24 protein-coding genes are annotated in these 21,811 nt (G+C 42.7%); 7 read left to right on the top strand and 17 right to left on the bottom strand.

The genetic code is table 11. The features are described from left to right. Positions 1-46: 46 nt before the first annotated feature. The gene (locus HKX39_RS07085) at positions 47-538 is read right to left on the bottom strand and encodes a MarR family winged helix-turn-helix transcriptional regulator (RefSeq protein WP_171680635.1); all 492 of its coding nucleotides are present in this window, start codon (positions 536-538) and stop codon (positions 47-49) included. Between the two features lie 216 nt (positions 539-754). Between HKX39_RS07085 and ribBA the strand changes: the two genes are divergently transcribed. The 6 genes from ribBA to HKX39_RS07055 all read left to right on the top strand — a co-directional run bounded on the left by ribBA (position 755) and on the right by HKX39_RS07055 (position 5,039). Next, the gene (gene ribBA, locus HKX39_RS07080; protein ID WP_171680634.1) at positions 755-1,891 is read left to right on the top strand and encodes a bifunctional 3,4-dihydroxy-2-butanone-4-phosphate synthase/GTP cyclohydrolase II; all 1,137 of its coding nucleotides are present in this window, start codon (positions 755-757) and stop codon (positions 1,889-1,891) included. Between the two features lie 119 nt (positions 1,892-2,010). Continuing rightward, positions 2,011-2,502, top strand: coding sequence for a 6,7-dimethyl-8-ribityllumazine synthase (gene ribH / locus HKX39_RS07075; protein WP_171680633.1), 492 nt, complete (start codon positions 2,011-2,013; stop codon positions 2,500-2,502). Between the two features lie 11 nt (positions 2,503-2,513). After that, positions 2,514-2,960: a transcription antitermination factor NusB gene (gene nusB / locus HKX39_RS07070; protein ID WP_171680632.1), complete on the top strand. Its 447-nt coding sequence runs from the start codon at positions 2,514-2,516 to the stop codon at positions 2,958-2,960. A 5-nt stretch (positions 2,961-2,965) separates the two neighbouring features. Next, on the top strand, positions 2,966-3,976 hold the full coding sequence (gene thiL, locus HKX39_RS07065) for a thiamine-phosphate kinase (RefSeq protein WP_171680631.1): 1,011 nt from the start codon (positions 2,966-2,968) through the stop codon (positions 3,974-3,976). A 29-nt stretch (positions 3,977-4,005) separates the two neighbouring features. Further along, a complete protein-coding gene (locus HKX39_RS07060) occupies positions 4,006-4,506 on the top strand; it encodes a phosphatidylglycerophosphatase A family protein (protein WP_171680630.1) in 501 nt (166 codons plus the stop codon). A 5-nt stretch (positions 4,507-4,511) separates the two neighbouring features. Then, the gene (locus tag HKX39_RS07055) at positions 4,512-5,039 is read left to right on the top strand and encodes a CinA family protein (protein ID WP_171680629.1); all 528 of its coding nucleotides are present in this window, start codon (positions 4,512-4,514) and stop codon (positions 5,037-5,039) included. Here HKX39_RS07055 and pyrF read toward each other — a convergent pair. From pyrF to HKX39_RS07000, 11 genes are all read right to left on the bottom strand, one after another. Continuing rightward, positions 5,036-5,884: an orotidine-5'-phosphate decarboxylase gene (gene pyrF, locus HKX39_RS07050; protein ID WP_171680628.1), complete on the bottom strand. Its 849-nt coding sequence runs from the start codon at positions 5,882-5,884 to the stop codon at positions 5,036-5,038. The genes HKX39_RS07055 and pyrF overlap by 4 nt on opposite strands. Before the next feature lie 5 nt (positions 5,885-5,889). Next, positions 5,890-6,282, bottom strand: coding sequence for a diacylglycerol kinase (locus HKX39_RS07045; protein WP_171680627.1), 393 nt, complete (start codon positions 6,280-6,282; stop codon positions 5,890-5,892). Between the two features lie 163 nt (positions 6,283-6,445). Then, a complete protein-coding gene (gene groL, locus HKX39_RS07040) occupies positions 6,446-8,089 on the bottom strand; it encodes a chaperonin GroEL (RefSeq protein ID WP_171680626.1) in 1,644 nt (547 codons plus the stop codon). A 55-nt stretch (positions 8,090-8,144) separates the two neighbouring features. Then, positions 8,145-8,432: a co-chaperone GroES gene (locus HKX39_RS07035; protein ID WP_171680625.1), complete on the bottom strand. Its 288-nt coding sequence runs from the start codon at positions 8,430-8,432 to the stop codon at positions 8,145-8,147. Between the two features lie 331 nt (positions 8,433-8,763). Then, positions 8,764-9,780: an amino acid ABC transporter substrate-binding protein gene (locus HKX39_RS07030; protein WP_171680624.1), complete on the bottom strand. Its 1,017-nt coding sequence runs from the start codon at positions 9,778-9,780 to the stop codon at positions 8,764-8,766. Positions 9,781-10,135: 355 nt separating this feature from the next. Then, on the bottom strand, positions 10,136-11,176 hold the full coding sequence (locus tag HKX39_RS07025; RefSeq protein WP_171680623.1) for an AbrB family transcriptional regulator: 1,041 nt from the start codon (positions 11,174-11,176) through the stop codon (positions 10,136-10,138). 46 nt (positions 11,177-11,222) lie between these two features. Beyond that, positions 11,223-12,746, bottom strand: coding sequence for a tripartite tricarboxylate transporter permease (locus tag HKX39_RS07020; RefSeq protein ID WP_171680622.1), 1,524 nt, complete (start codon positions 12,744-12,746; stop codon positions 11,223-11,225). Then, positions 12,743-13,186: a tripartite tricarboxylate transporter TctB family protein gene (locus tag HKX39_RS07015; protein ID WP_171680621.1), complete on the bottom strand. Its 444-nt coding sequence runs from the start codon at positions 13,184-13,186 to the stop codon at positions 12,743-12,745. The genes HKX39_RS07020 and HKX39_RS07015 overlap by 4 nt, the downstream gene beginning before the upstream one ends. Before the next feature lie 150 nt (positions 13,187-13,336). Next, the gene (locus HKX39_RS07010; RefSeq protein ID WP_171680620.1) at positions 13,337-14,332 is read right to left on the bottom strand and encodes a Bug family tripartite tricarboxylate transporter substrate binding protein; all 996 of its coding nucleotides are present in this window, start codon (positions 14,330-14,332) and stop codon (positions 13,337-13,339) included. A 116-nt stretch (positions 14,333-14,448) separates the two neighbouring features. Further along, positions 14,449-15,873: a sensor histidine kinase gene (locus tag HKX39_RS07005; RefSeq protein ID WP_171680619.1), complete on the bottom strand. Its 1,425-nt coding sequence runs from the start codon at positions 15,871-15,873 to the stop codon at positions 14,449-14,451. Next, the gene (locus tag HKX39_RS07000; RefSeq protein WP_171680618.1) at positions 15,863-16,546 is read right to left on the bottom strand and encodes a response regulator; all 684 of its coding nucleotides are present in this window, start codon (positions 16,544-16,546) and stop codon (positions 15,863-15,865) included. Before HKX39_RS07000 ends, HKX39_RS07005 begins: the two co-directional genes overlap by 11 nt. Positions 16,547-16,734: 188 nt before the next feature. On the opposite strand from HKX39_RS07000, the gene HKX39_RS06995 reads away from it, so the two are divergent. After that, positions 16,735-17,247: a copper chaperone PCu(A)C gene (locus tag HKX39_RS06995; RefSeq protein WP_171680617.1), complete on the top strand. Its 513-nt coding sequence runs from the start codon at positions 16,735-16,737 to the stop codon at positions 17,245-17,247. Here the strand turns inward: HKX39_RS06995 and HKX39_RS06990 are convergent. The 5 genes from HKX39_RS06990 to tolA all read right to left on the bottom strand — a co-directional run bounded on the left by HKX39_RS06990 (position 17,237) and on the right by tolA (position 21,805). Continuing rightward, positions 17,237-18,034: an alpha/beta fold hydrolase gene (locus HKX39_RS06990; protein ID WP_171680616.1), complete on the bottom strand. Its 798-nt coding sequence runs from the start codon at positions 18,032-18,034 to the stop codon at positions 17,237-17,239. The two genes, HKX39_RS06995 and HKX39_RS06990, sit on opposite strands and share 11 nt — an antisense overlap. A 69-nt stretch (positions 18,035-18,103) precedes the next feature. Further along, on the bottom strand, positions 18,104-18,769 hold the full coding sequence (gene ybgF, locus HKX39_RS06985) for a tol-pal system protein YbgF (protein WP_171680615.1): 666 nt from the start codon (positions 18,767-18,769) through the stop codon (positions 18,104-18,106). Between the two features lie 84 nt (positions 18,770-18,853). Further along, the gene (gene pal / locus HKX39_RS06980; protein WP_171680614.1) at positions 18,854-19,327 is read right to left on the bottom strand and encodes a peptidoglycan-associated lipoprotein Pal; all 474 of its coding nucleotides are present in this window, start codon (positions 19,325-19,327) and stop codon (positions 18,854-18,856) included. A 51-nt stretch (positions 19,328-19,378) separates the two neighbouring features. After that, on the bottom strand, positions 19,379-20,635 hold the full coding sequence (tolB, locus tag HKX39_RS06975) for a Tol-Pal system beta propeller repeat protein TolB (protein ID WP_171680613.1): 1,257 nt from the start codon (positions 20,633-20,635) through the stop codon (positions 19,379-19,381). Between the two features lie 27 nt (positions 20,636-20,662). Then, positions 20,663-21,805, bottom strand: a complete 1,143-nt coding sequence (gene tolA / locus HKX39_RS06970) for a cell envelope integrity protein TolA (protein ID WP_171680612.1) — start codon at positions 21,803-21,805, stop codon at positions 20,663-20,665. Between the last annotated feature and the right edge of the window lie 6 nt (positions 21,806-21,811).

The following is a 21,811-nucleotide window of genomic DNA, read 5'->3' as shown; positions in this document are numbered from 1 at the left end:
AGTCAAAAGGCACAATGCCTCCTGACCTGTTTAGTAAAAGATTTTATCACTTTATAGTCGTGTTTTCCCTAGTACAAGGTGCTGTTAGCTCTTTTAAATCAGAGAGTGATTTATAGATTTTCTTATGCTGTGTCTCTGATAGTTGAATAAACGCTTCCTTAAGCCATTGTTCGTAGGCTGCGGCCAGTTTTTTATAGAGTCGATTTCCTTTGCTAGTTAATCGAACAAAGGTGCTACGACGGTCTTCGTAATTAACAAGACGCTCAATAAGCTCTTCTTTCTCAAGTTGTAGAGTGATGGTAGTGATATTGCCATTGCTCACCATAAGACGCTCAGATAGTTCGCCCATTTTTAAACCATTCTTATGTCCAGCCAGTTGAGCCATTAAGTCAAAACGCGGTAGAGTAGTTTGGAATTGCTGACGCATTTTTTCGCGAACATAATTCAGAATGAGGTTATTGCAAGTATGTAAACGCAACCATAGTTTGAGTTCATTGCTTGATTCAGTACTAATGCGAGTCTCAACATCAAAAGTCATTATTCTCTCTCCTAATAGAACGCGAAGAAGTCTTTGATTTATATTTGTAAATTCTTCATATCTTAAGTATAGCACTTATAAGAATTAGTCATAATCCTTAGAGAGAAAGAGAACTGTTTTAAATGTAAAAAATAGGATACGTTAATTTAAAAAACTAGGATAAAAGCGAAGAAAGCAGTAAAATAGGTAGCTTAATTTTCTGTGAGGAAGTCATTCATGAGTCAAGTAGCGACAACGGAATACTCGATTGCGAGTGTGAGTGAAATTGTTGAGGATTTACGTCAAGGCAAGATGGTTATCTTGGTTGATGAGGAAGACCGCGAAAATGAGGGTGACCTTGTGATGGCTGCTGATTTTGTAACACCAGAAGCTATTAATTTTATGGTGACTCATGCGCGAGGTCTGGTCTGTGTCACGCTAACAAAAGAACGCTGTGATCAGCTTAACCTAGAGATGATGACAACCCGTAACGGCTCTGGTTTTGGTACAAACTTTACCTTATCGATTGAGGCGGCAGAGGGTGTGACGACAGGGATTTCTGCTGCAGATCGTGCTCATACGATTAAAGTGGCGGTGGCGGCTGACGCTAAGCCGAGCGATATTGTTCATCCGGGGCATATCTTCCCTGTTCGTGCTGTTCCTGGTGGTGTGCTTATTCGTGCAGGGCATACTGAAGCAGGCTGTGATTTAACACGCATGGCTGGATTGACCCCAGCTGCGGTGATTTGTGAGATTTTAAAACCTGATGGCACAATGGCACGCTTGCCGGACTTGATGGAATTTGCTAAAGAGCATCAATTAAAAATTGGTACGATTGCTGATTTGATTCAATATCGTATTGAGCATGAGTCTATGATTCAGCGTATTTCAGAAAAAACGCTACAAACGCCATGGGGTGAATTTAAAGCGGTGGCTTATAAGGACAAAGCGTCAGGTGCTCCTCATATCGCTTTAGTGCATGGTGATATTTCGGCAGAACAAGAGACTTTAGTGCGTGTACATGAGCCGGTTACTGCGTTGGACTTCTTGGATATTCAGAGTGCCGCACATAGTTGGACAATTGATAAAGCCTTAACTAAGATTAAAAAAGCATCGAGTGGTGTTGTGGTGTTGCTAAACGCACAAGGGTCAATAGATCGCTTATTTTCTCGTCTAGCGGCATGGGAACAAAAAGAAGATGATGAGAGCCTAAAAGTACCAGAGCGTTATGATTTAAGAACATATGGTATTGGTGCTCAGATTCTACGCGATTTAAATGTGGGTAAAATGCGTTTATTAGCGGTGCCTCGTAAAATGCCTAGTATGGCAGGCTATTCATTGACTGTGACGGGATATGAATCAAACGAACTCTAAATATAGATTGTTAGCATGCTAATACGAGTATAATAACGGCATATCACGGTGATATGCCGTTAATTTTTCATAATTGATAGCTTTAAAGGTCATAGGACCATTTCTTTGAAGGAATAAAAATGAAACCATACACTTTAGAACCAGATCGTAATGGCGAAGGTTTACACATCGGTATCGTATGCGGTCGCTTTAACGAAGAGATTGGCTATGCTGAGTTAAATGCATGCTTAGAAGAACTTGGTGAGTTGGGTGTTGATGAAAGTCAAATCATGGTGGTGACAGTACCGGGTGCGCTTGAAATGGGTTTAGCGTTACAGCAAATGGCGCTTAGCTATGAGTTTGATGCATTGATTGCTTTAGGTGCAGTAATTCGTGGTGAAACTTATCACTTCGAAGTGGTTAGCAATGAGAGTGCAGCAGCAATTACACGCGTTGGTTTAGATATGAACATTCCAATCGCTAACGGTATCTTGACATGCGAAACAGACGAGCAAGCACTTGAGCGTGCAGAAACTAAAGGCCGCGATTGTGCTGTGTGTGCTGTTGAAATGGCGAATTTGGTTGAGGCTTTAATTCCTGAGTCTGATGAAGATTTTGAAGACGAAGAATAACTAGGAAAATTATGAGTATCAATAGTCGAAGTGCTCGTCGTAGAGCGCGTGAGCTGGCGTTACAAGGGATTTATGCTTGGATTATCAGTGGTTGTGTTCATCAAGAACGAGGAGCCATTGATGCACACTTACGTGGACAGGAAGAGTTTGCCCTAGCCGATGAAGCATGGTACCAAAAGATTCTTTATGGCGTCTTTGATGGTGCTGATGGTTTAAGAGAGAAATTTTCGCCTTTTGTTGATCGGCCAGTGGATGAATTATCCCCTGTTGAACATGGGGTATTGCTATTAGCGACGTTTGAATTGTCAGAGCTGAAAGAGGTTCCTTATAAAGTCGTTATCAATGAAGCGGTGGAGTTAACAAAAGAGTTTGGTGGTACCGATGGATTCAAATTTGTGAATGGTGTACTGGACAAACTAGCCTTAACTTTACGTGCGGCAGAAGTAAAAAAAGCATAAGTCTTATGAGCGGTGAGTTTGATGTGATCCAGCGATATTTTTCGCAAACGAAAGGGCAGTTATCAAATAACCCATATGTAAAATTGGGGGTGGCGGACGATTGTGCCATCTTTCAAACCACCGCAGGCAAGCAAATTGCCACAAGTAAAGATTTGCTTATTGAAGGGCGACATTTTTTCTCCGATGTGGATCCTTATGCCTTGGGTCATAAGGCCTTAGCCGTGAATTTGTCGGATTTAGCAGCGATGGGAGCAAAACCCATCGCTTGTTTGTTGGGGCTGGCATTACCCAGCGTAGATGAAAAATGGTTGAGTGCTTTTTCATCAGGGTTTTATGCTTTGGCAGATAAGTATCATTGTCCGTTAATTGGGGGGGATACCACACGTAGTGAGCATGGGATTACGCTAAGTGTCACGGTATTTGGTGAAGTGCAGCCCCCTTATTTAATGCGTAATCAAGCTCAGATTGGTGATATTGTTTGGGTAAGTGGTGTATTAGGTGCCGCTCATACGGCGTTAGAGTTGCTTTTCTTAGAAAAACAAGGAGTGACGTTGTCAGCAGAGCAAGGAATCTTACTTGAACAAACACGAGCTGCTTTAGAGTATCCTGAACCCAGATTAGCATTAGGGCAGTCCTTAGTGGGCATTGCACATGCGGCTTTAGATATTTCTGATGGGTTCTTACAAGATTTTGGTCATATCGTCAAACAAAGTCAGGTGAGTGCTATCATAGAGGAATATCGATTGCCTGTACATGCAGCATTAGAAAGCTTATCATGGGCATCAAAGCGTACCGCTGTATTGACAGGAGGAGATGTTTATGAGTTATGTTTTACTGCTCCAGCACAACGTAGTGCTGAGGTATTAGCTCTTTCTCAACAACTAGGCATTCCTTTAACCGCTGTGGGGCATATTGTAGCGCCCCAAGCCTCACAATTTGAGGTGGACGTTATCGACGCTGATGGGAAATCTGTTGTATTCCCTCGCGGCGGTTTTGATCATTTTGCTACGGAGTAGCCCTCATTATTTTTATTATCAAAGTTAATATGACACAAGAATTTAATGCAACATTTGGCTGGATGAAAGGGTCTCTATGGCGGATTATCGGCTTTGGCTTTGGCTCGGGTCTGATTAAAAAGGCACCAGGAACATGGGGGACATTATTGGCGTGGATTTTGTGGGTATTAATTAGCGCCATTGTACCAAACGACCTAGTACAAGCTATATTGATTTTTCTCTGTTTTGCGTTGGGAATTCATGTCTGTCAACGGATGGCTAATGAAATGGGTGTACAAGACCATGGTGGCATTGTCTGGGATGAAATCGTTGCCTTTTGGTTAGTGTTATTTGTCATGTCACCTTTATCAGTTGTCTGGCAATTGATCGCTTTTGTGGTCTTTCGTTTCTTTGATATTGTTAAGCCTTGGCCAATTAGTTATTTTGATGAGAAATATAAAAACGGTTTTGGGGTGATGTGGGATGATATTGTTGCTGCCGTTTATACCTTGTTTGTGATTGCTGTGGCAGTACGAGTGGTAGGAGTATAAAACCTATGCAAGACTTGGCATTGCTTTCGCAAAGAGTAGGTCAGCTATTATTGGATAAGCAGATTATATTATCGACCGCTGAGTCTTGTACAGGTGGCTTAGTGGCTAGCACGGTTATTGATGTGCCGGGTTCTAGCCAATGGTTTGAGCGAGGTTATGTAACCTATAGCAATCAAGCCAAAATGGATGAGTTAGGTGTGTTGCGAGACACGTTAATGCAGTATGGAGCCGTCAGCGAGCAAACAGCAGCGGAGATGGCGGAAGGTGTTTTAAATCAGTTAAAACGAGTGCCACACTATATCCAAGATAAAGTGTATTGGTCGGTGAGTACGACAGGAGTTGCGGGACCTACGGGTGGTTCTGAGACCAAACCTGTAGGGATGGTTTGTTTTGGTTTGGCCTGTTTACGGGATGGAGAGCTTTTCCATTGTCAAACAGAAACTGTCCATTTTAAAGGCGACCGTACTGCCATCAGACAGCAAGCTGTCGCCCATGTATTAACGATGGTTTTAACACGCTTGATGGTGGGTTAAGCGTTATTAGGCGCAAGCAATAGGCTATGTCTTGCCTCATTGATTTCGTCACGTGTATTGATGGCCATTTGTGCCGCTGCTTCACGCCAATCTGTGCCAGCGCTTGCATATAAAATAGCACGAGAAGAGTTAATTAAGACACCTTCGCCTAGTGCATTGCATCCAGCGACAACCGTATTTTGTACATCACCGCCTTGTGCGCCAATGCCGGGAATGAGTAATGGCATATCAGGACCAATGACTTGGCGAACTTTGGCAATTTCTTCGGGAAACGTGGCACCTACGACAAGACCACATTGACCCGTACGATTCCATTTTTCGGCAACAAGGCGTGCGACATGGAGATAAAGTGGTGTGCCGTCTTCAAGCGTGGCAAATTGTAAGTCAGAGCCACCATGGTTAGAGGTGCGACAAAGAATAATAACACCTTTATCTTCCCATGCAAGGTAGGGCTCAATAGAGTCAGCACCCATATAAGGATTGACGGTTACGGCATCGGCACGATAGCGCTCAAAAGCTTCTTTCGCATAGTGTTCTGCTGTAGTACCGATATCGCCTCGTTTAGAGTCCAAAACAATAGGTAAATGTGGATAGTTCTTTTTAATATATTCACAAATAGCCGCTAATTGCTCTTCTGCTCGTTGTGACGCAAAATAGGCAATTTGTGGTTTAAAGCCACAAGCATAAGGTGCGGTAGCGTCAACAATGCCTGTACAGAAGTCGTAGATAGCTGTTTTGCTTTGACGACATTCTTCGGGGAAACGGTTGATATCCGGATCCAAACCAACCATTAATAAAGAGTTATTATTGCGCCAAGCTGCACTAAGTTTTTCGGTGAATTTCATACCAATTACATAAAAAATCTTTTAATAACAAAGTATACCCAAGTGATAGTCACTAAGGTTAAGCAGAAGAAGATAGCCGCACTTGCCATATCTTTTGCTCTGCCGATGTACTCATCAAAGTCATTCGTAATGCGATCGGCTAATGCTTCAATAGCCGAGTTAATGAGCTCAACAATAAGTACAAGAAAAAGCGTAGAAAGAAGAAAAAGCCTCTCGAAACCTGTCTCACCTAGTATGAAAGCTAAAGGAACAAGCACGATACAAAGTAAGAGTTCTTGACGAAAAGCTGCCTCGTATTTTAGGGCGGCTTGAATCCCTTGTAATGAATATTGTCCTGCTTTTAAGATACGCTTAAAGCCAGGTTTACTTTTGAAAGGGTTTTCTTGGGAGGTGCTCATATTCTAGGTGATAGTGAAGATATGAGCTCATTTTAGCATTATTCAATTATGCACATTATGAGGGAGGCAACATCTCTAAATAAAAAGAGTATGCGATATTGGTGAGTGATAAAAAACCCGCTCCATAGAGCGGGTTTTTTGTGTAAGGAGATGAGAGGAGGGATTAGAAGCCCATGCCGCCCATACCACCCATGCCGCCCATATCAGGCATAGCAGCAGCTGGTTTATCTTCAACGATTTCTGTCACAGCCGCTTCTGTTGTTAAGAGTAAGCTTGCGACAGAGGCCGCATTTTGTAACGCTGTACGAGTCACTTTAGTTGGGTCAAGAACACCTTGCTCTACTAAGTCACCGTATTCGCCAGTTGCAGCGTTATAGCCGAAGTTGCCTTTACCGTTGATAACGTTGTTAACAACGACACTTGGCTCTTCGCCAGCGTTGGCAACGATAGTGCGTAAAGGTGCTTCGATAGCACGTAGAATTAATTTGATACCTGCGTCTTGGTCTGCATTAGAGCCTTTAACAGCAGCAATCGCTTCTTTTGTGCGAAGTAAGGCAACGCCACCACCAGGAACGATACCCTCTTCAACAGCCGCACGAGTAGCGTGTAAAGCGTCTTCTACGCGAGCTTTTTTCTCTTTCATTTCAACTTCAGTTGCTGCACCAACACGGATAACAGCCACACCGCCAGCTAACTTAGCCACACGCTCTTGTAATTTCTCACGATCGTAGTCAGAAGTTGCCTCTTCGATTTGTTTGCGAATTAATTTCACACGCGCTTCAATCGCATCAACAGCACCATAACCATCGATGATGATAGTGTTTTCTTTACCTACTTCGATGCGTTTAGCTTGACCTAATTGGTCTAAAGTCGCTGTTTCTAAAGAAAGACCTGTTTCTTCAGAGATAACAGTACCGTTTGTTAAAACAGCGATGTCTTCTAACATTGCTTTACGGCGATCACCAAAACCAGGTGCTTTAACAGCTGTTGTTTTTAGGATGCCACGGATGTTGTTAACCACTAAAGTCGCTAAAGCTTCGCCTTCAACGTCTTCAGCGATGATTAATAAAGGACGGCTTGTTTTTGCCACTTGCTCTAATAGTGGTAATAAGTCACGGATGTTGCTGATTTTCTTGTCGAAAATTAGAACGAATGGATCGTCAAGGGCAGCGATTTGTTTGTCTTGGTTATTGATGAAGTATGGTGATAAGTAACCACGGTCAAATTGCATACCTTCAACAACGTCTAATTCGTTTTCTAAAGATTTACCATCTTCAACAGTGATAACACCTTCTTTACCAACTTTGTCCATTGCATTGGCAATGATTTCACCGATAGAAGTGTCGCTATTAGCAGAAATAGAGGCTACTTGAGCGATTTCTTTTGATGTTGAGCTTGGGCGAGAAAGTTTTTGTAATTCTGCCACAGCAGCAGCAACGGCTTTGTCGATACCGCGTTTTAAGTCCATTGGGTTGATACCCGCCGCAACGTATTTTAAACCTTCTTCTACAACCGCTTGTGCTAATACTGTTGCTGTTGTTGTACCGTCACCTGCGTTATCAGATGTTTTGGCAGCCACTTCTTTGACTAATTGTGCGCCAATATTTTCAAATTTGTCTTTTAGTTCGATTTCTTTCGCAACAGATACGCCGTCTTTAGTCACGGTAGGCGCGCCGAAAGAGCGTTCTAGAACAACGTTACGACCTTTAGGGCCAAGAGTTGTTTTTACAGCGTTTGCTAGGATATTTACACCACGTACAATACGCGTACGTGCATCATCACCGAATAATACTTGCTTTGCAGCCATTTTAAAATTCCTTGTAGACTAAGTGGTAAAACACTTGTTATAAATGGGGGAGAAATTAAGCGAAAACCGCTAAGATTTCTTCTTCACGAATGACCAATAACTCTTCGCCGTCAACTTTGACGGTTTGACCAGCATATTTACCGAAAAGCACTTTGTCGCCTACTTTTAGGTCAACAGGGATAATTGTGCCGTTTTCAGCTTTTTTACCTGGACCTACAGCAACAACTTCGCCTAGGTCTTGTTTCTCTTCTGCACTACCTGCTAGGATAATGCCAGATTCAGTAGTTTTTTTGTTATCAACGCGTTTGATAATAACGCGGTCTTGTAATGGACGTAATGACATGGAATGCTCCTGCTTGTCAATGAATAAATAAGTAAAAAAATCAGCGTGGGGAGTTTAGCACTCTCGCCCCTTGAGTGCTAATTATAGGGATGAAATTTCATATTTCAAGAGATATTTTTAGCTTTGTTACATTTTATTGGGGAGAAAATAAGTTTGGGCGAGGGTATATAGTTGAAACTTGAGAAAGAATAAGTTTACTCGAGCATAAAGTTACTGAGAAAAGCAAGTTTGGGCGAGCGTATATTTCCGGAGGAAATCCTTAGCGAGAACAAATCTTGCTTTTTTCTCAGTTGTATGGTTGTTAATGAGTAAGCTAAATTAGCCTCTCAAATTAACGCACAGGTAGTCCATAATGTAAGCCACCATTATTCCAGAGGTTATTTAAACCACGAGGAATTTGTAGGGCGCTATCCTTACCTACATTGCGGTCGAAACTTTCACCGTAATTACCCACTTGCTTGATGATATTGTAAGCCCATTTTTCATCTAGACCTAAATTTTTACCAGAGCCTTCTGTCACACCGAGTAAGCGTTGAACATTAGGATTTGCGCTTTTTAATTGCTCATCAACATTCGCACTCGTTAAACCTAGTTCTTCCGCATTTAGTTGTGCTTGTAAAGTCCATTTGACGATGTTAAACCATTGATCATCACCTTGACGTACGAAAGGACCTAAAGGCTCTTTTGAAATTAACTCAGGTAAAACGATATAGTCGTCTGGATTAGAAAGACGAGAGATGCGGATAGAAGCTAAGCCAGAGGCATCGGTTGAGTAGACATCACAACGACCTGCCGCAAAAGCACTCACGACTTCGTTAAATTGATCGAATACAACCGGAGTGTATTTGATGTTGTTAGCACGCGCCCAGTCTGCCATAGTGTTTTCGTTAGATGTCCCAGTTTGCATACATATTGTGGCACCGTTTAATTCCTTGGCACTTTTTACGCCGAGAGACTTAGCCACCAAGAAACCTTGACCGTCGTAGAAATTCACACCTGGTGATTGAATGCCTAAAGCGGTATCGCGTTGTTGAGTAACGGTCGTGTTACGAGTGAGTACATCAATTTCACCAGATTGAAGAGCGGTAAAACGTTGTTGAGAGTTCAAAGGAACAGTTTTAAATTTTGTCGCATCACCAAAGACCGCTGCAGCGATAGATTTACATACATCTACATCAAGACCTTTCCATTCGCCTTTATCATCAGGTGCAGAAAAACCAGCAAAGCCAGTTGTTGTACCGCACACCACATGACCACGTTGTTTGACAGTATCCAGTGTTGCCGCTTGGGCAACAACACTACTAGAAGCAAAAGCGATGCTAGCCAAAATTAGATTCAGTTTTTTCATAAGAACTCTCCTGTGCTACATCTTGTAAAGATGTCAAAATATACGAATGAATATATTACTCACTATATCAAAAAAATAGTTATTTGACTTCTATATCTTAATATGTTTTAGTTATAAGTTATTAGCGTTGTAGCACATAGTCCATTCGGGATTTTCATCATCAACGAGTTCAGGGTTGGGTAGTTTGTCGTTCATAGAAAGAAACCTCTCTTAAATCAAAAATTCGTGTAAAGCAATAGCGAAAAAAATTGTGTATTGCATACAACATTATGGATAGCTTATGAGAAATAGTGTTTTTAAAGAATAGGACAAACAAGTGTTTATCCATCAGGAATTCTACTGAGGATTAAGGCTTTTATTTTTCAAAATAAGGTGACAATAGCTTGTAACAGGGCTGTGCAACGATAATAACAAATACCATGCGAGCGACATGGAATGCGGTAACGATAGGTACGCCTAACATGAGCACTTTAGCGGTAATAGTCATCTCAGCAATACCACCAGGACTAATGCTAAGAATAAGAGTACTTAAAGGAATATCTGACATTAAAAATAGCAGATAAGCAAAGCCTGCGCTGAGAACAAGTGCAGCCACGCTGACTAAGGCACTGACGGTGAGGTAACGAGGGGCACGCCTAAAGAAATCTGGACCATATTTGCTGCCAAGTGACCAACCAATAAAGAGTTGCCCCAAGCTTTGAATGGTTGGTGATAAATGCGTTAAGTGTATCTCATTACTCGTTAGTAGTAATGTTACGAGTAAAGGTGCTTGTACCCATGCATTGGGGATATTGAGTTTTTGGAAAATATAAATAGCCAGTAAGGTGAGCACAATAAGTAGGGCTAAACCGCTATAGCTAAATTGATAGGCTAAGGTAATGGGGCTTTGAGTGTTGCCATGAATATCCAAGAATTTATAGGCAAAAGGAATAATCATCACCACAATCAATACACGGACACTATGAGAAGAGGCAACACTATCGATGCGTGCATTGTAACGTGCCGCAAGGTTAGCCATTTCACTCGCACCACCGACAGCGCCAGCAAACCATGCTGTTTTAAAATCGACTTGTCCCCAGCGATAGAGAGCAGCCGTATTAAAACCACTTAATAAAAGAGTGAAGGCAAGGCTGAGTACAATATAAGGCCAGTAGCTAATGACGGCTTGAACGGTGTGTGGCGTGAAGTAAAGACCTAAAGATGTGCCAATGACCCATTGCCCAGCTCGACGAAAATAGTCATGAGATTTGGTGGGGGCACTTAGCATCGAGGTAATGGCGGTGGCGAGGAGTGGTCCAATGAGCCATGGTAGAGGAGAATTAAGCCAACGAGCCAATAAAGCGCCACCTAATGCAATGAAAAATCCAAGAATATAAGGAGAAAAATGCTTTTGCATAAGGTGGCGAAAATATAATAACAATTTTAAAAAGGAGTATCTTACCTTAATTTGCAGGTGCGGTTGCTACCTTTTTACGCGTTCTACGTAGAAGAGGCGGAACAATCGCCACAAAGGCGGCGGCAATCCATAAACCAATTGAAAGTTTGCTCTCAAAGAGAATACCAATATCACCGTTTGTCATTGATAAAGCACGACGTAGGTTTTGCTCCATCATATTGCCTAACACAACACCTAAAACAAGAGGAGCCATTGGCACATTAAATTTACGTAAGAAGTAACCTAAGATACCGATTAAAACCATTAATACGAGGTCAAAGGTTGTGCCGTTAATTGCATAAACCCCAATAAAGCTAATAGATAGGATCCCAGGAACTAATAACCATGGTGGAATGCGTAGCATAGCAGCGAACACACGCACCATCGGCACGTTCATGAAAAATAACATAACGTTAGCAATAAATAATGAGGCGATAAGACCCCACACAATTTGTGGTTGGGTGTCAAAAAGCACAGGACCGGGTGTGATATTGTAAAGTGTTAATGCACCCATCATCACCGCTGTTGTACCAGAACCAGGTACACCTAAAGTAAGCATAGGGATAAAAGAGCCTGTAGCAGCAGCATTATTGGCAGCCTCAGGCGCCACTAAACCGCGGATATCTCCTTTACCAAATTTGGCATCAGGATCTTTACCTTCAACCAGTTTCTTCTCGTTAGCATAGGCAACCGCAGAAGCAACACTAGCGCCTGCCCCCGGTAAAATACCCACAAAGAAACCTAGTGTGCCTGAGCGTAAGGTTCCCCACCATGTTTTGCATACTTCGCTAAAGTTAAAGAGCTTGCGAGTGCTTTTAGGTACTTCGATAGAGTTGCCTGATAAGAGGTTTTCAAGCATTTGTAGCATTTCTGCAATGGCAAAAAGACCAATGACAACCACGACAAAATCAATACCGTCAGCGAGACTTGGTAAATCAAAGGTATAGCGATAGACACCAGAGTTTGCATCTACACCAACGGTAGAAATAGCTAAACCAAGCATAGCGGCAAGAATACCTTTAACAGGTTGTTCACCAAGTAAACTTGTCAAGGCGGCAAAAGCAAACACCATGAGTACAAAGTATTCCGCAGGGCCAAAGGCAATAGCCCATTTTGCTAGGATAGGTGCTAAGGCTAAGATACCTAGTGTAGCGATAGTTGAGCCCACAAAAGATGCCCATGCAGATAAAGAGAGTGCAACGCTCGCTAAGCCTTGACGTGCAAGAGGATAACCGTCAAGTGTCGTCATGACTGATGCCGCTTCACCAGGAACATTTAACAGAATAGAGGTAATACGACCACCGTACTCTGCTCCTACGTATACGGCAGCTAATAGAATTAAGGCAGTTTCTGGTGGGAGTTTCATCGCAAAGGCGATTGGCACTAACATGGCTACCCCATTAATCGGACCTAGGCCAGGTAGTACCCCAACAATCGTACCGATAAATGAACCGATAGCGGCAACTAGTAAGTTAAGTGCTGAAAAAGCAACACCAAAACCTAGTCCAAGGTGTTCGAAAAATGCACTCATAGAATATCTCCTAAAATACCCGTAGGAAGAACAACGTCTAGGCCTTTATCGAAGAGTAGGAAAAATAAAATGCCCATACAAACACCACCAATGACGGCTTTGACCCATGTGCCACCAAAAAGGCGAGCCACGAAAATAGTCATTAATGCGGTAGAAAGAATAAATCCTAGCCATTGGAATAAAAAGGCGTAGGCAACGACATAAAGTAGCATAGTAAAAATACGTGCATTAGCCCCTTTGGGATTAGGTTCAACCTCATTACCACCAGTAATGATTAAACGTAAACCACAAAGTCCAATAATCAGCGCAATAATGAGAGGAAAGGCTTTAGGTCCAACAGGCTCATAAGAGAACTCAGACTCTAAGTTATAGCCGAATACGGTTAAGAATACGGCAATGACTAATGCCGCAAAACCGAGGACACGATCATTTAAGGTCATAGAACACCTAGAAAAATTCTTGAAGAAAAAATGCGGTTAAAAAGCATTTTTAGAAGAAAAGACCAAACAACAAACGGAAAGGTCTGTTGTTTGGTGGGACTAGTGATAAAAACGAGTTAATCGTTTCCCGCTAGTCGATAATACTTTGTATTATTTCTTAATTAGGCCAAAAGAGTCGGCTAATTGTTTGTAGTGAGAGACACGTTCTTTGACAAAAGTATCTAACTCAGCACCTGTTTTATTAAATGGGAATAAACCTTGTTGCTCTTGTAATTTAGCAAACTCAGGTGTTTTCATTAAATCTTCAAAGGCTTTTGCCCAGAACTGATAGTCAGCGTCACTCACTTTTGGACCAACATAGAAACCACGGATAATTGGCCAGTTAATATCAAAACCTTGTTCAGCAGCTGTAGGAACATTGGCTAATACACCTGGTAAACGCTCATTATTGAATACGGCTAATACACGGATGGGTGTGCCACCGTCAAGAAGAGTACGTGCCTCAGCAGCATCACCCATATAAGCTTGGATATGACCACCACGCAAAGCCGTTACCGCTTCACCACCACCTTCAAAGGCAACAAAGCGCATTTTTTTGTAATCAACACCAGCGGCTTTAGCTGTGAGTGCTGCTTTCATCCAGTCTTGACTACCTACAGAGCCACCAGCACCAAGAATGATTTTGGTCGGGTCTTCTTTAAAAGCCTCCATTAATGATTTTAGGTCTTTGTATGGAGAGTCGTCACGGACAATCGCTACACCGTAATCACTACCGATAGAGGCTAACCAACGTACATCGTTCTCATTGTATTTGCCGAATTTACCTTGTGCTAAGTTAAGTAAAGAACCACCAGAGAAAGCGACGATAGCATTGGGATCATTAGGACGTTGAGCAACAATATTGTTGTATGCTACTGCACCTACACCACCAGGCATATAGATAGTGCGCATCGGTTCTTTTAAAAGACCTGTTTGTTGGAAACCGTTTAATGCTACGCGGCAGGTTAAGTCAAAACCACCACCCGGTTGAGCAGGTGCGATACATTCTGGTTTTGTTGGCTCAGCAGCCGCAGAACCAAAGAAAGAAAGGCTTAAAAGACCAGCAGCAATCAGTGCTGAAGATTTTTTTACAAAAGTCATCGTCATTTCCTTTAAAAAGGGTTGTCTGATTATTCATTATGGTAACGATAACGAATCAAACCTTTCGATTAGCTTTCAAAAGAGAAGGTTTTTAGCAAGATTAAGGGAAAGTCCCTAGGTTTTTAGTGTGTTTTTTGCAAAATGGGGGGAGTGAATTTTAAGGTAGCGAGTAATCCACCTGAGGGTGGGGAGGTAAGTTCTAATTCGGCATGATTAATTTCTGCAATTGTTTGCACAATGGCCAGTCCTAAACCAGAGCCTTGTTGCTCACGTCCAGCTTCTCCTCTACGAAAACGCTTACCTGCCAAAGCAATATCCTCAGCAGACATACCTGGGCCATTATCTTCCACAGAAAGCAGAATATGCGTATGGGTTTCGCGAAGGAGGATGGTGATTTGAGAATGTTTTGGTGAATATTTAATAGCATTGGTAATGAGATTGCTTAATGCCTCTCTAATCAGCCATGCCACACCTTGTACCCAGATGGTATGCTCAGGAATATCTAGCCCATAGTCCAGTTTTTTTCGACGAGCAATAGGGAGTAGCTCATTAACGGTTTGTTGCGTTAGCTCTGATAGGTTGACAATGTCAAATTGTAGATGTTGATGCAGTTTGTCTGCGGCATCTTGTACCTTTGCAAGGGTAAGCAATTGATTGGTAATATCAATAGTTTTGGATAATCGATGTTGAATAGCAATCAGCACCTCCTCCATTTCGCTATTTTTATCGGCAAGACTTTTAGCATAACCCAATTGTGTATTCAGTACGGCAAGTGGTGTGCGAAGTTGATGTGAGGCATCATCTAAGAATTGTCTTTGCAGACGACTTTTGCGCTCATAACGTTCCATATGCGTATTGATAGCATCTACGAGCGGAGTAATTTCCGAAGGGAGCTCTTGTTCAATAATGGGACGTAGATCATTTTCATTGCGATTGGCAATTTTATTGCTGAGTTGTTGTAGTGGGCGTAGGGCAAAGATAATGCCAATAGAGATGATAACGGCAAAGATAACTAAAGTGATGAGGTCTCGTGTGAGTGTTTGCCAAATCATTTGATTAAAGAGTTTGTCGCGAGCATTTAAACCTTCAGCAACCAGAATAATAAGACGTGTACTGGGAGCATAACTTAAGCCTTGTTTGGGATAGATAGCCATTGCTGCGACACGAATTTTTTCGCCAAAATAATTGCTATCATAGAAGCTGGGATTAGGTGTGAGTTCACGTAGGTGCGTCGGAGAGGGTAGACTAAAGCCTATTTCCGTCAATCCGTCTTCGGAAAATACGCGAAAATAGACGGGGCTTTGAGTCGCTAATTCGAGAAATTCAAAAAGATAAAAGGGTTGTTCCATCGAGAGACCGCCATGGTCTGTGCGGATATTTACTTCAATAGAACGTAATGCACCTGCTAAGGTACGGTCAAAAGCTTGATTGACTTGAGTTTTTAGTGTTTGTAACGATAACACTAAAGAGGTCAGCATAATCAGTACAATAATCGGTAATAGTAACCACAATAGCGTTGATTTTAGACTGCGTTGTTTATGTTTCATTAATAGGTTCCAAGCAGTAGCCAATCCCTCGTAAAGTGGTGATTTGAACATCACTACCTTGAAGTTTTTTGCGTAGACGATGTACCATGACCTCAATAGCGTCAGCGGTGAGTTCATCATCGGTGTCACTTAAACGATCTAGAATAAAAACCTTACCGACAGGTTCGCCACTTTTTTGTAGTAATATGCGAAGAACTTCACTTTCTCTAGGTGTTAAAGAAAGTGTTTTTTGGAGTAAAGAAAAGCATTTAGTCTGTGAGTCGTAAGTTAAGCTAGCACAGCTCATATGTGGCTTGTCACGACCACGGCTGCGCCGTATTAGCGCGCTGATACGGGCAATGAGTTCCTCGACCATAAAGGGCTTAGGAATAAAATCGTCTGCACCAATATCCAGTGTCTGTACACGAGAGGATAGCGAATCCCTCGCTGTGAGTACAAGGATAGGGGTGAGATTACCTTCTGCCCTTAGTTTGCTGAGTAGTGTATGCCCATCCATACTCGGTAAACCTAAATCTAAAATGACGGCATCAAACTCCTCAACGGAAAGACGTTTGTAAGCGAGTAAGCCGTCATTTGCCCATTCCACATTAAAGCCTGCTGTTTGAGAGAGGCTTTTACTTAGCCAATGCGCTAAATCAGGTTCATCTTCGACAAGTAAAATGCGTAGTGCCATAGTGGGGTTAAACAAAAGAGAAACGTTACTATTTTAGTGGGGTATTTTAACTTTTAATATAGAAAAGATGCTAGGGTTATCCCTAGAGGAGCATTAAGCGTATAATCAGACTCTTGGAGTAGAGTGATTTTACCTACGAGTAAATTAGGCGCTAAGTGTTTTTTGAAGATATCTTATAGGAGAGGATTATGGTGAAATTATCATCTTTGATTGTTATGGGCAGTATGGTGTTGAGCGGTATAACATATGCACAGACATCGGGACATACTATGCATCATCATTCACATGATAATCATCACGCGGCGGTTGTTAAAGCAAGTGCGAGTGAACTTGAGTTGCAACAATGTTGGGGGCGTTTTCGTGCAGAGGGACCATCAGCGGTTTATGTAGAAGTGCACAATAAAGATAAGCAACAGTCGGCTTATATAACTGGGGTAAAATCAGCGGTTTTTGCAGAGGCAATGTTGCATGAAACCTATGAAAAAGATGGGATGAAAGGGATGCGCCATGTTGGCGAAATTGAAATTCCTGCAGGACAATCCCTATCTTTAAAGCCAGGTGCTCATCATGTGATGTTATTTAAACCTCAATCCATTAAAGAAGGTGATAAGGTTGCGGTGACTTTTATCTTGAGTAATGGTCATGAAGTCACCACGGAATGTTTAATGAAATCGATTGCTTCTCGTTCGTTTAGCGATTAACTTGTTGAATATGTTCATGCACAATATGGTTAAACTCGTGCGGTAGTGCGAGGTTCATGCCGTGAGAAGCAGGGGCGAGCGTATGACATTGTGCATGAGGCCATAGTTGTGCTAAGGCGGTATTAATTTCGGGAAAAGGGTGAGGACTAGCCGAGCCACCGATTAATGAGATAGGTAGTTTAGCAAGTTGTAGCAGTTGCTCGTTGATAAGAAAAGGGGGCTCGTAGCGCTGTAGATAAAGGGTATGAGCGTTTTCTCTCACCATCTCTTTAAACCAGCGTACCATACGCTTAAATGTCCCTTCGCCACTAACAGTATCAATAAATAAGGTGAGTCCCGCATCTATTTCTCCGCTGTCAATAAGGCGTAAAGCCTCTTTTTTAAACTCAACACTTTCTTGTAGTTGATTGGGATTGCGAACACCTGGGTCAGCGAGAATAAGAGAAGAAACAGATTGAGGAAAACGCAAGGCTAAATCGAGAGCAACAGCAGCGCCTCGAGAGTGCCCTAAGATATGGGCTGATTCAATATTAAGGATACTCAGTAGGTCAGCGATGTCTTGAGCGTGCTGAGTAAAAGAAAATCCTTCTTTGTTATCTAGAGGAATAGGGGCGTAGTGACGTAGGCTAGGTGCAATTACACGATAGTGTTGCATTAGCTCGGGAATCTGCCATTTCCAATAGCGATAGTCACATAGAGAACCGTGAATGAGAAGCAAAACAGGGCCACTTCCTTCATCAAGATAAGCATAGGGAGTTTGACCTAAGAGGATTTCTTTTAATGGCATCGTATAAAAAATTTAGAAAAAAATGCCAACGGGTGGTTGGCATTTATGATTAAGAAAAGAGCAAAACGATTAGTAAAGGGCTAAACGCTCTTTGGCGGTATCCGCTGCGGGTGTGCCTGGGTACTCTTTAATAGTGCGCTCTAGTGTAGCTTTAGAGCCAGCAACATTGTTTAATTCTAATTGACTACCCGCAATAACGAGTAAAGCATCCCCTGCTTTGGGATCTTTAGGGTAACTTGCCAACATTTCATTTAAGGTTTTGATAGAACCTTGGAAATCACGATTCGCATAACGACTGCTTCCTTCGTAAAAAAGGGCGCTTGGAGCAAGTGGGCTGGCAGGATAGCTGGCGGTAAAATTAGCTAACGCTTTTGATGAGGCCGCATAATCTCCTGCACGGAATAAATCTAGCGCTGCATCGTAGGCACGTTGTTCCGCAGGGTCGCCAACTTGTGCTGATGGACCGATATCATCATTAGCACGTGCTTCAAGTACTTGGGTCTGACCGACATTACCTAAGGATTCTAATTGACCACGTAGCTGACGTAGTTCATTTTGAAGTTGTTGAACTTGGCTAGCTAAGTCATTGCGAACCATATCGCTTTGTTTTAATTGTGAACGAAGTTCTAGAATAGCGCGGCGAGCTTGTTCATCTTCTTGGGCGAAAGCTGGTTGAGCTAAGCTTAAAAAAGCACCAGAAAGCAATAAAGCAATAGATTTTTTATGGAGCGTCATCTGTTATCTCTTAAAAATAAACGCCGCAACAGTAGATAACCATTGCGGCGTGGACAATGAATGTCGAGTTAAAACCGCGAAGGATTAACGTAAGTAGTTAATGTCTGCACGACGGTTTTGAGCGTGAGCTTCTTCAGAAGAACCTGCTGCAACTGGACGCTCTTTACCAAAGCTTACTGCTTCGATTTGAGCAGCGTTAACGCCTTGTTGAGTTAATTGGCGAGCAACAGCTACTGAACGACGTTGACCTAACGCTAAGTTGTACTCTGAGCTACCACGTACGTCAGTGTTACCTTCGATACGGATACGTTGACCTTGGTTAGCTGCTAAGTATTGAGCGTGCATTTGAACTAAAGGTTGGAATTGAGATTCAACAACATAGCTGTCAAATGCGAAGTATACTGAGCGGTTTTGCGCTAATGGGCTGTTTGGATTGAATGGATCCATAACACCTGCGTTAGCACCTGTACCAGCACCTGTGTCTGTTGATGTAGAAGAACACGCAGCTAAAGTAGCAGCTACTGCAACTGCAGATAAGATTTTTGCTAAGCGAGACATAGCATTTCCTTTAATAATAAAACAAACAAACAAAACAAAATTACTCTATGTTTACTCTGTAAACGGTCCCCAAGCAGCTGCAGTAACAGAGCCATTACTTGGTATTGTTGTCGAGAAAGAGCCATCAGCATTTACAATGCCTAAACGCCCACTCGCTGCATACAGCACCTGCATCCCGTTAGGAGAGAAACTTGGAGACTGGTCATTAGGGCCAGATGTCAGTAATTGATCTGACCCCGAACCTAAACCATTGATGGCGATAGAGTAACCACCACCTCTCATACTAGTATATACTAATTTAGAGCCATCAGGTGAAATCTTACCTGAAACATTTTGTGAACCGCTAAAGGTAATTCGACTTGCCTCACCCCCATTGATACCTGTACGGTAAATCTGTGGACTGCCTCCACGGTCAGAGGTAAAAATCAATCCACTACCATTTGGGAAGAAGTAAGGTTCGGTATCGATTTCTGGAGAATTCGTCACTTTACGTGGGCTACCACCGCCACCACTACCGATGATATAGATATTAGACAAAGCGTCCATACTCAAGGCCACAGCGAGCTGTGAGCCGTTTGGTGACCATGCTGGGGCACTATTGTTGCCTTTAAAATTAGCAACAGTTTGACGACCACCTGAGCTTAAATTTTGTACATATACAACAGGTTTGCCTGTTTCAAAACTCACATAGGCTAAACGAGTACCGTCAGGTGACCATGCAGGTGAAATAATAGAAGCACCAGAGGCAACGGCTTGTGCATTTTCACCGTCAGCATCTGCAACAAAAAGTGTACTTCCTGTTACATATGCGATTTTTGTTGCAAAAACACCACGAACACCAGTAGATTGTTCATAAACCGCATCAGCAATTTTATGTGCTTTGCGACGCATATTTGCATCAGAAATCGCTAATGATTGTAGATTGGTCTGTTGTGCAGTATCGCCCAAATTGTAGTTAACAGTATTGCCATTGACACTACCGTAGACAACATTTTGACCACCGCCTGCTTCGGCTAAAGCTGCCCAATTAGGTGAGCCATTCGCATCAGTACTCATGACGCCAATACGTGTGACTTCAAATTGACCTGAGCGGTTTAAGTCAGCGGCAATAATATTGGCAATTTCTACACCGTTAACACCAGCAAAATCAGCCACCACGATAGGGAACTTATTGCTAGCTGCACCAGAGCCAGAAAGATTAACGTTGACTTGAGCATGAACGGGAGTAAACGAAAGTGTAGCTCCCATGACAAGAGTACCTAAAAAGGCGAGTCCACGTTGGAGTGGACGAGAGCGGAATAATGACATTGCTTTATTCTCCTAAAAATAAATTCTTTAACGAGGACGGAACTCGTAATTACCTTCTACATAGTTATTACCAGTAGGGGGTTTGGGGAAAGGATTACATAATTTGAGTGCATTCAGTGCTGCAGTATCAAATGCTTTATTGCCCGATGTACGAGTAATGCGAGCATTCGTTACTTTATAAGCACCATCAAATTCTACTTTGTAGCGTACAGCAAAACGTTGGTTACCACTAAAGCGTAAACGAGGTTCCACACAAGCTTTAACTTTGCGTGCATAAGCATCATTTCCACCGCCGCCACCGACTTGGTTGCGATCATTTTGACCACCTTTGATACCTGCGCGGCTATTAATATCACCTCGTAATGCGGCAAGACGAGCATCGCCAGCGGAGTTGGCCTTGGTTTTTGCCTCTGCGGCTAGACGTGCATCAGCTCTGGCTTTAGCGGTAGCTTTTGCTTTAGCTTCTGCCTCAGCCTTAGCTTTGGCTTCGGCTTCCGCTTTCGCCTTAGCTTTAGCTTCTGCCTTAGCTTTAGCTTCAGCCTTAGCTTTGGCTTCTGCCTTAGCTTCTGCCTCAGCTTTAGCTTTTGCCTCAGCTTTAGCTTTGGCTTCTGCGGCGGCTTCCGCTTTTTCCTTGGCTTCTTTCTCGGCTTTTTCTTTAGCTGCTTTTTCTTTTGCCTGTTTTTCTGCTAAAGCTTTAGCAGCAGCACGCTCTTGTTGACGTTTTTTCTCTAAAGCAATCTCAGGATTTTCCTCATTGCTAGCAGCTTTTGGTTCTGCTTTTGGAGGGGTTTTAGGTTCAGCTTTAGGCGTGACTTTAGGCTCAGCCTTGGGAGGAGGCGGAGGTGCAGGAACTACCTCTTGTGCAGGGGTAGCCTCTGGTTCAGGAGCAGGTTCAGGTTCAGGTTCAGGTTCTGCCTGAGCCTCTTCTTCTGTGCGCGTATCCTCTTCTGCGGGATCTGGTGTTTGTGTCTCTGCAGGAGGAGCAACAATTTGCTCCGTTCCTTCCGTCCATAGCTCTAGCTGTAGAGGTCCTGCAGCAGAGTCACTTTTGTCTAATGCACCCACAATAATACCAGCAACCAGCAAAAGGTGGAGGACAACAGAAGAGGCAACACCTTTTTTGTCGTCCTTTTGCTCGTAGAAATCGTTGGGGTTTTCAAATTTACTCATGGGTTC

The sequence above is a fragment of the Pelistega suis genome, assembly GCF_013133795.1.
Taxonomy (GTDB): Bacteria; Pseudomonadota; Gammaproteobacteria; order Burkholderiales; family Burkholderiaceae_B; genus Taylorella; species Taylorella suis.
This window is presented reverse-complemented; position numbering and strand designations above follow the sequence as displayed.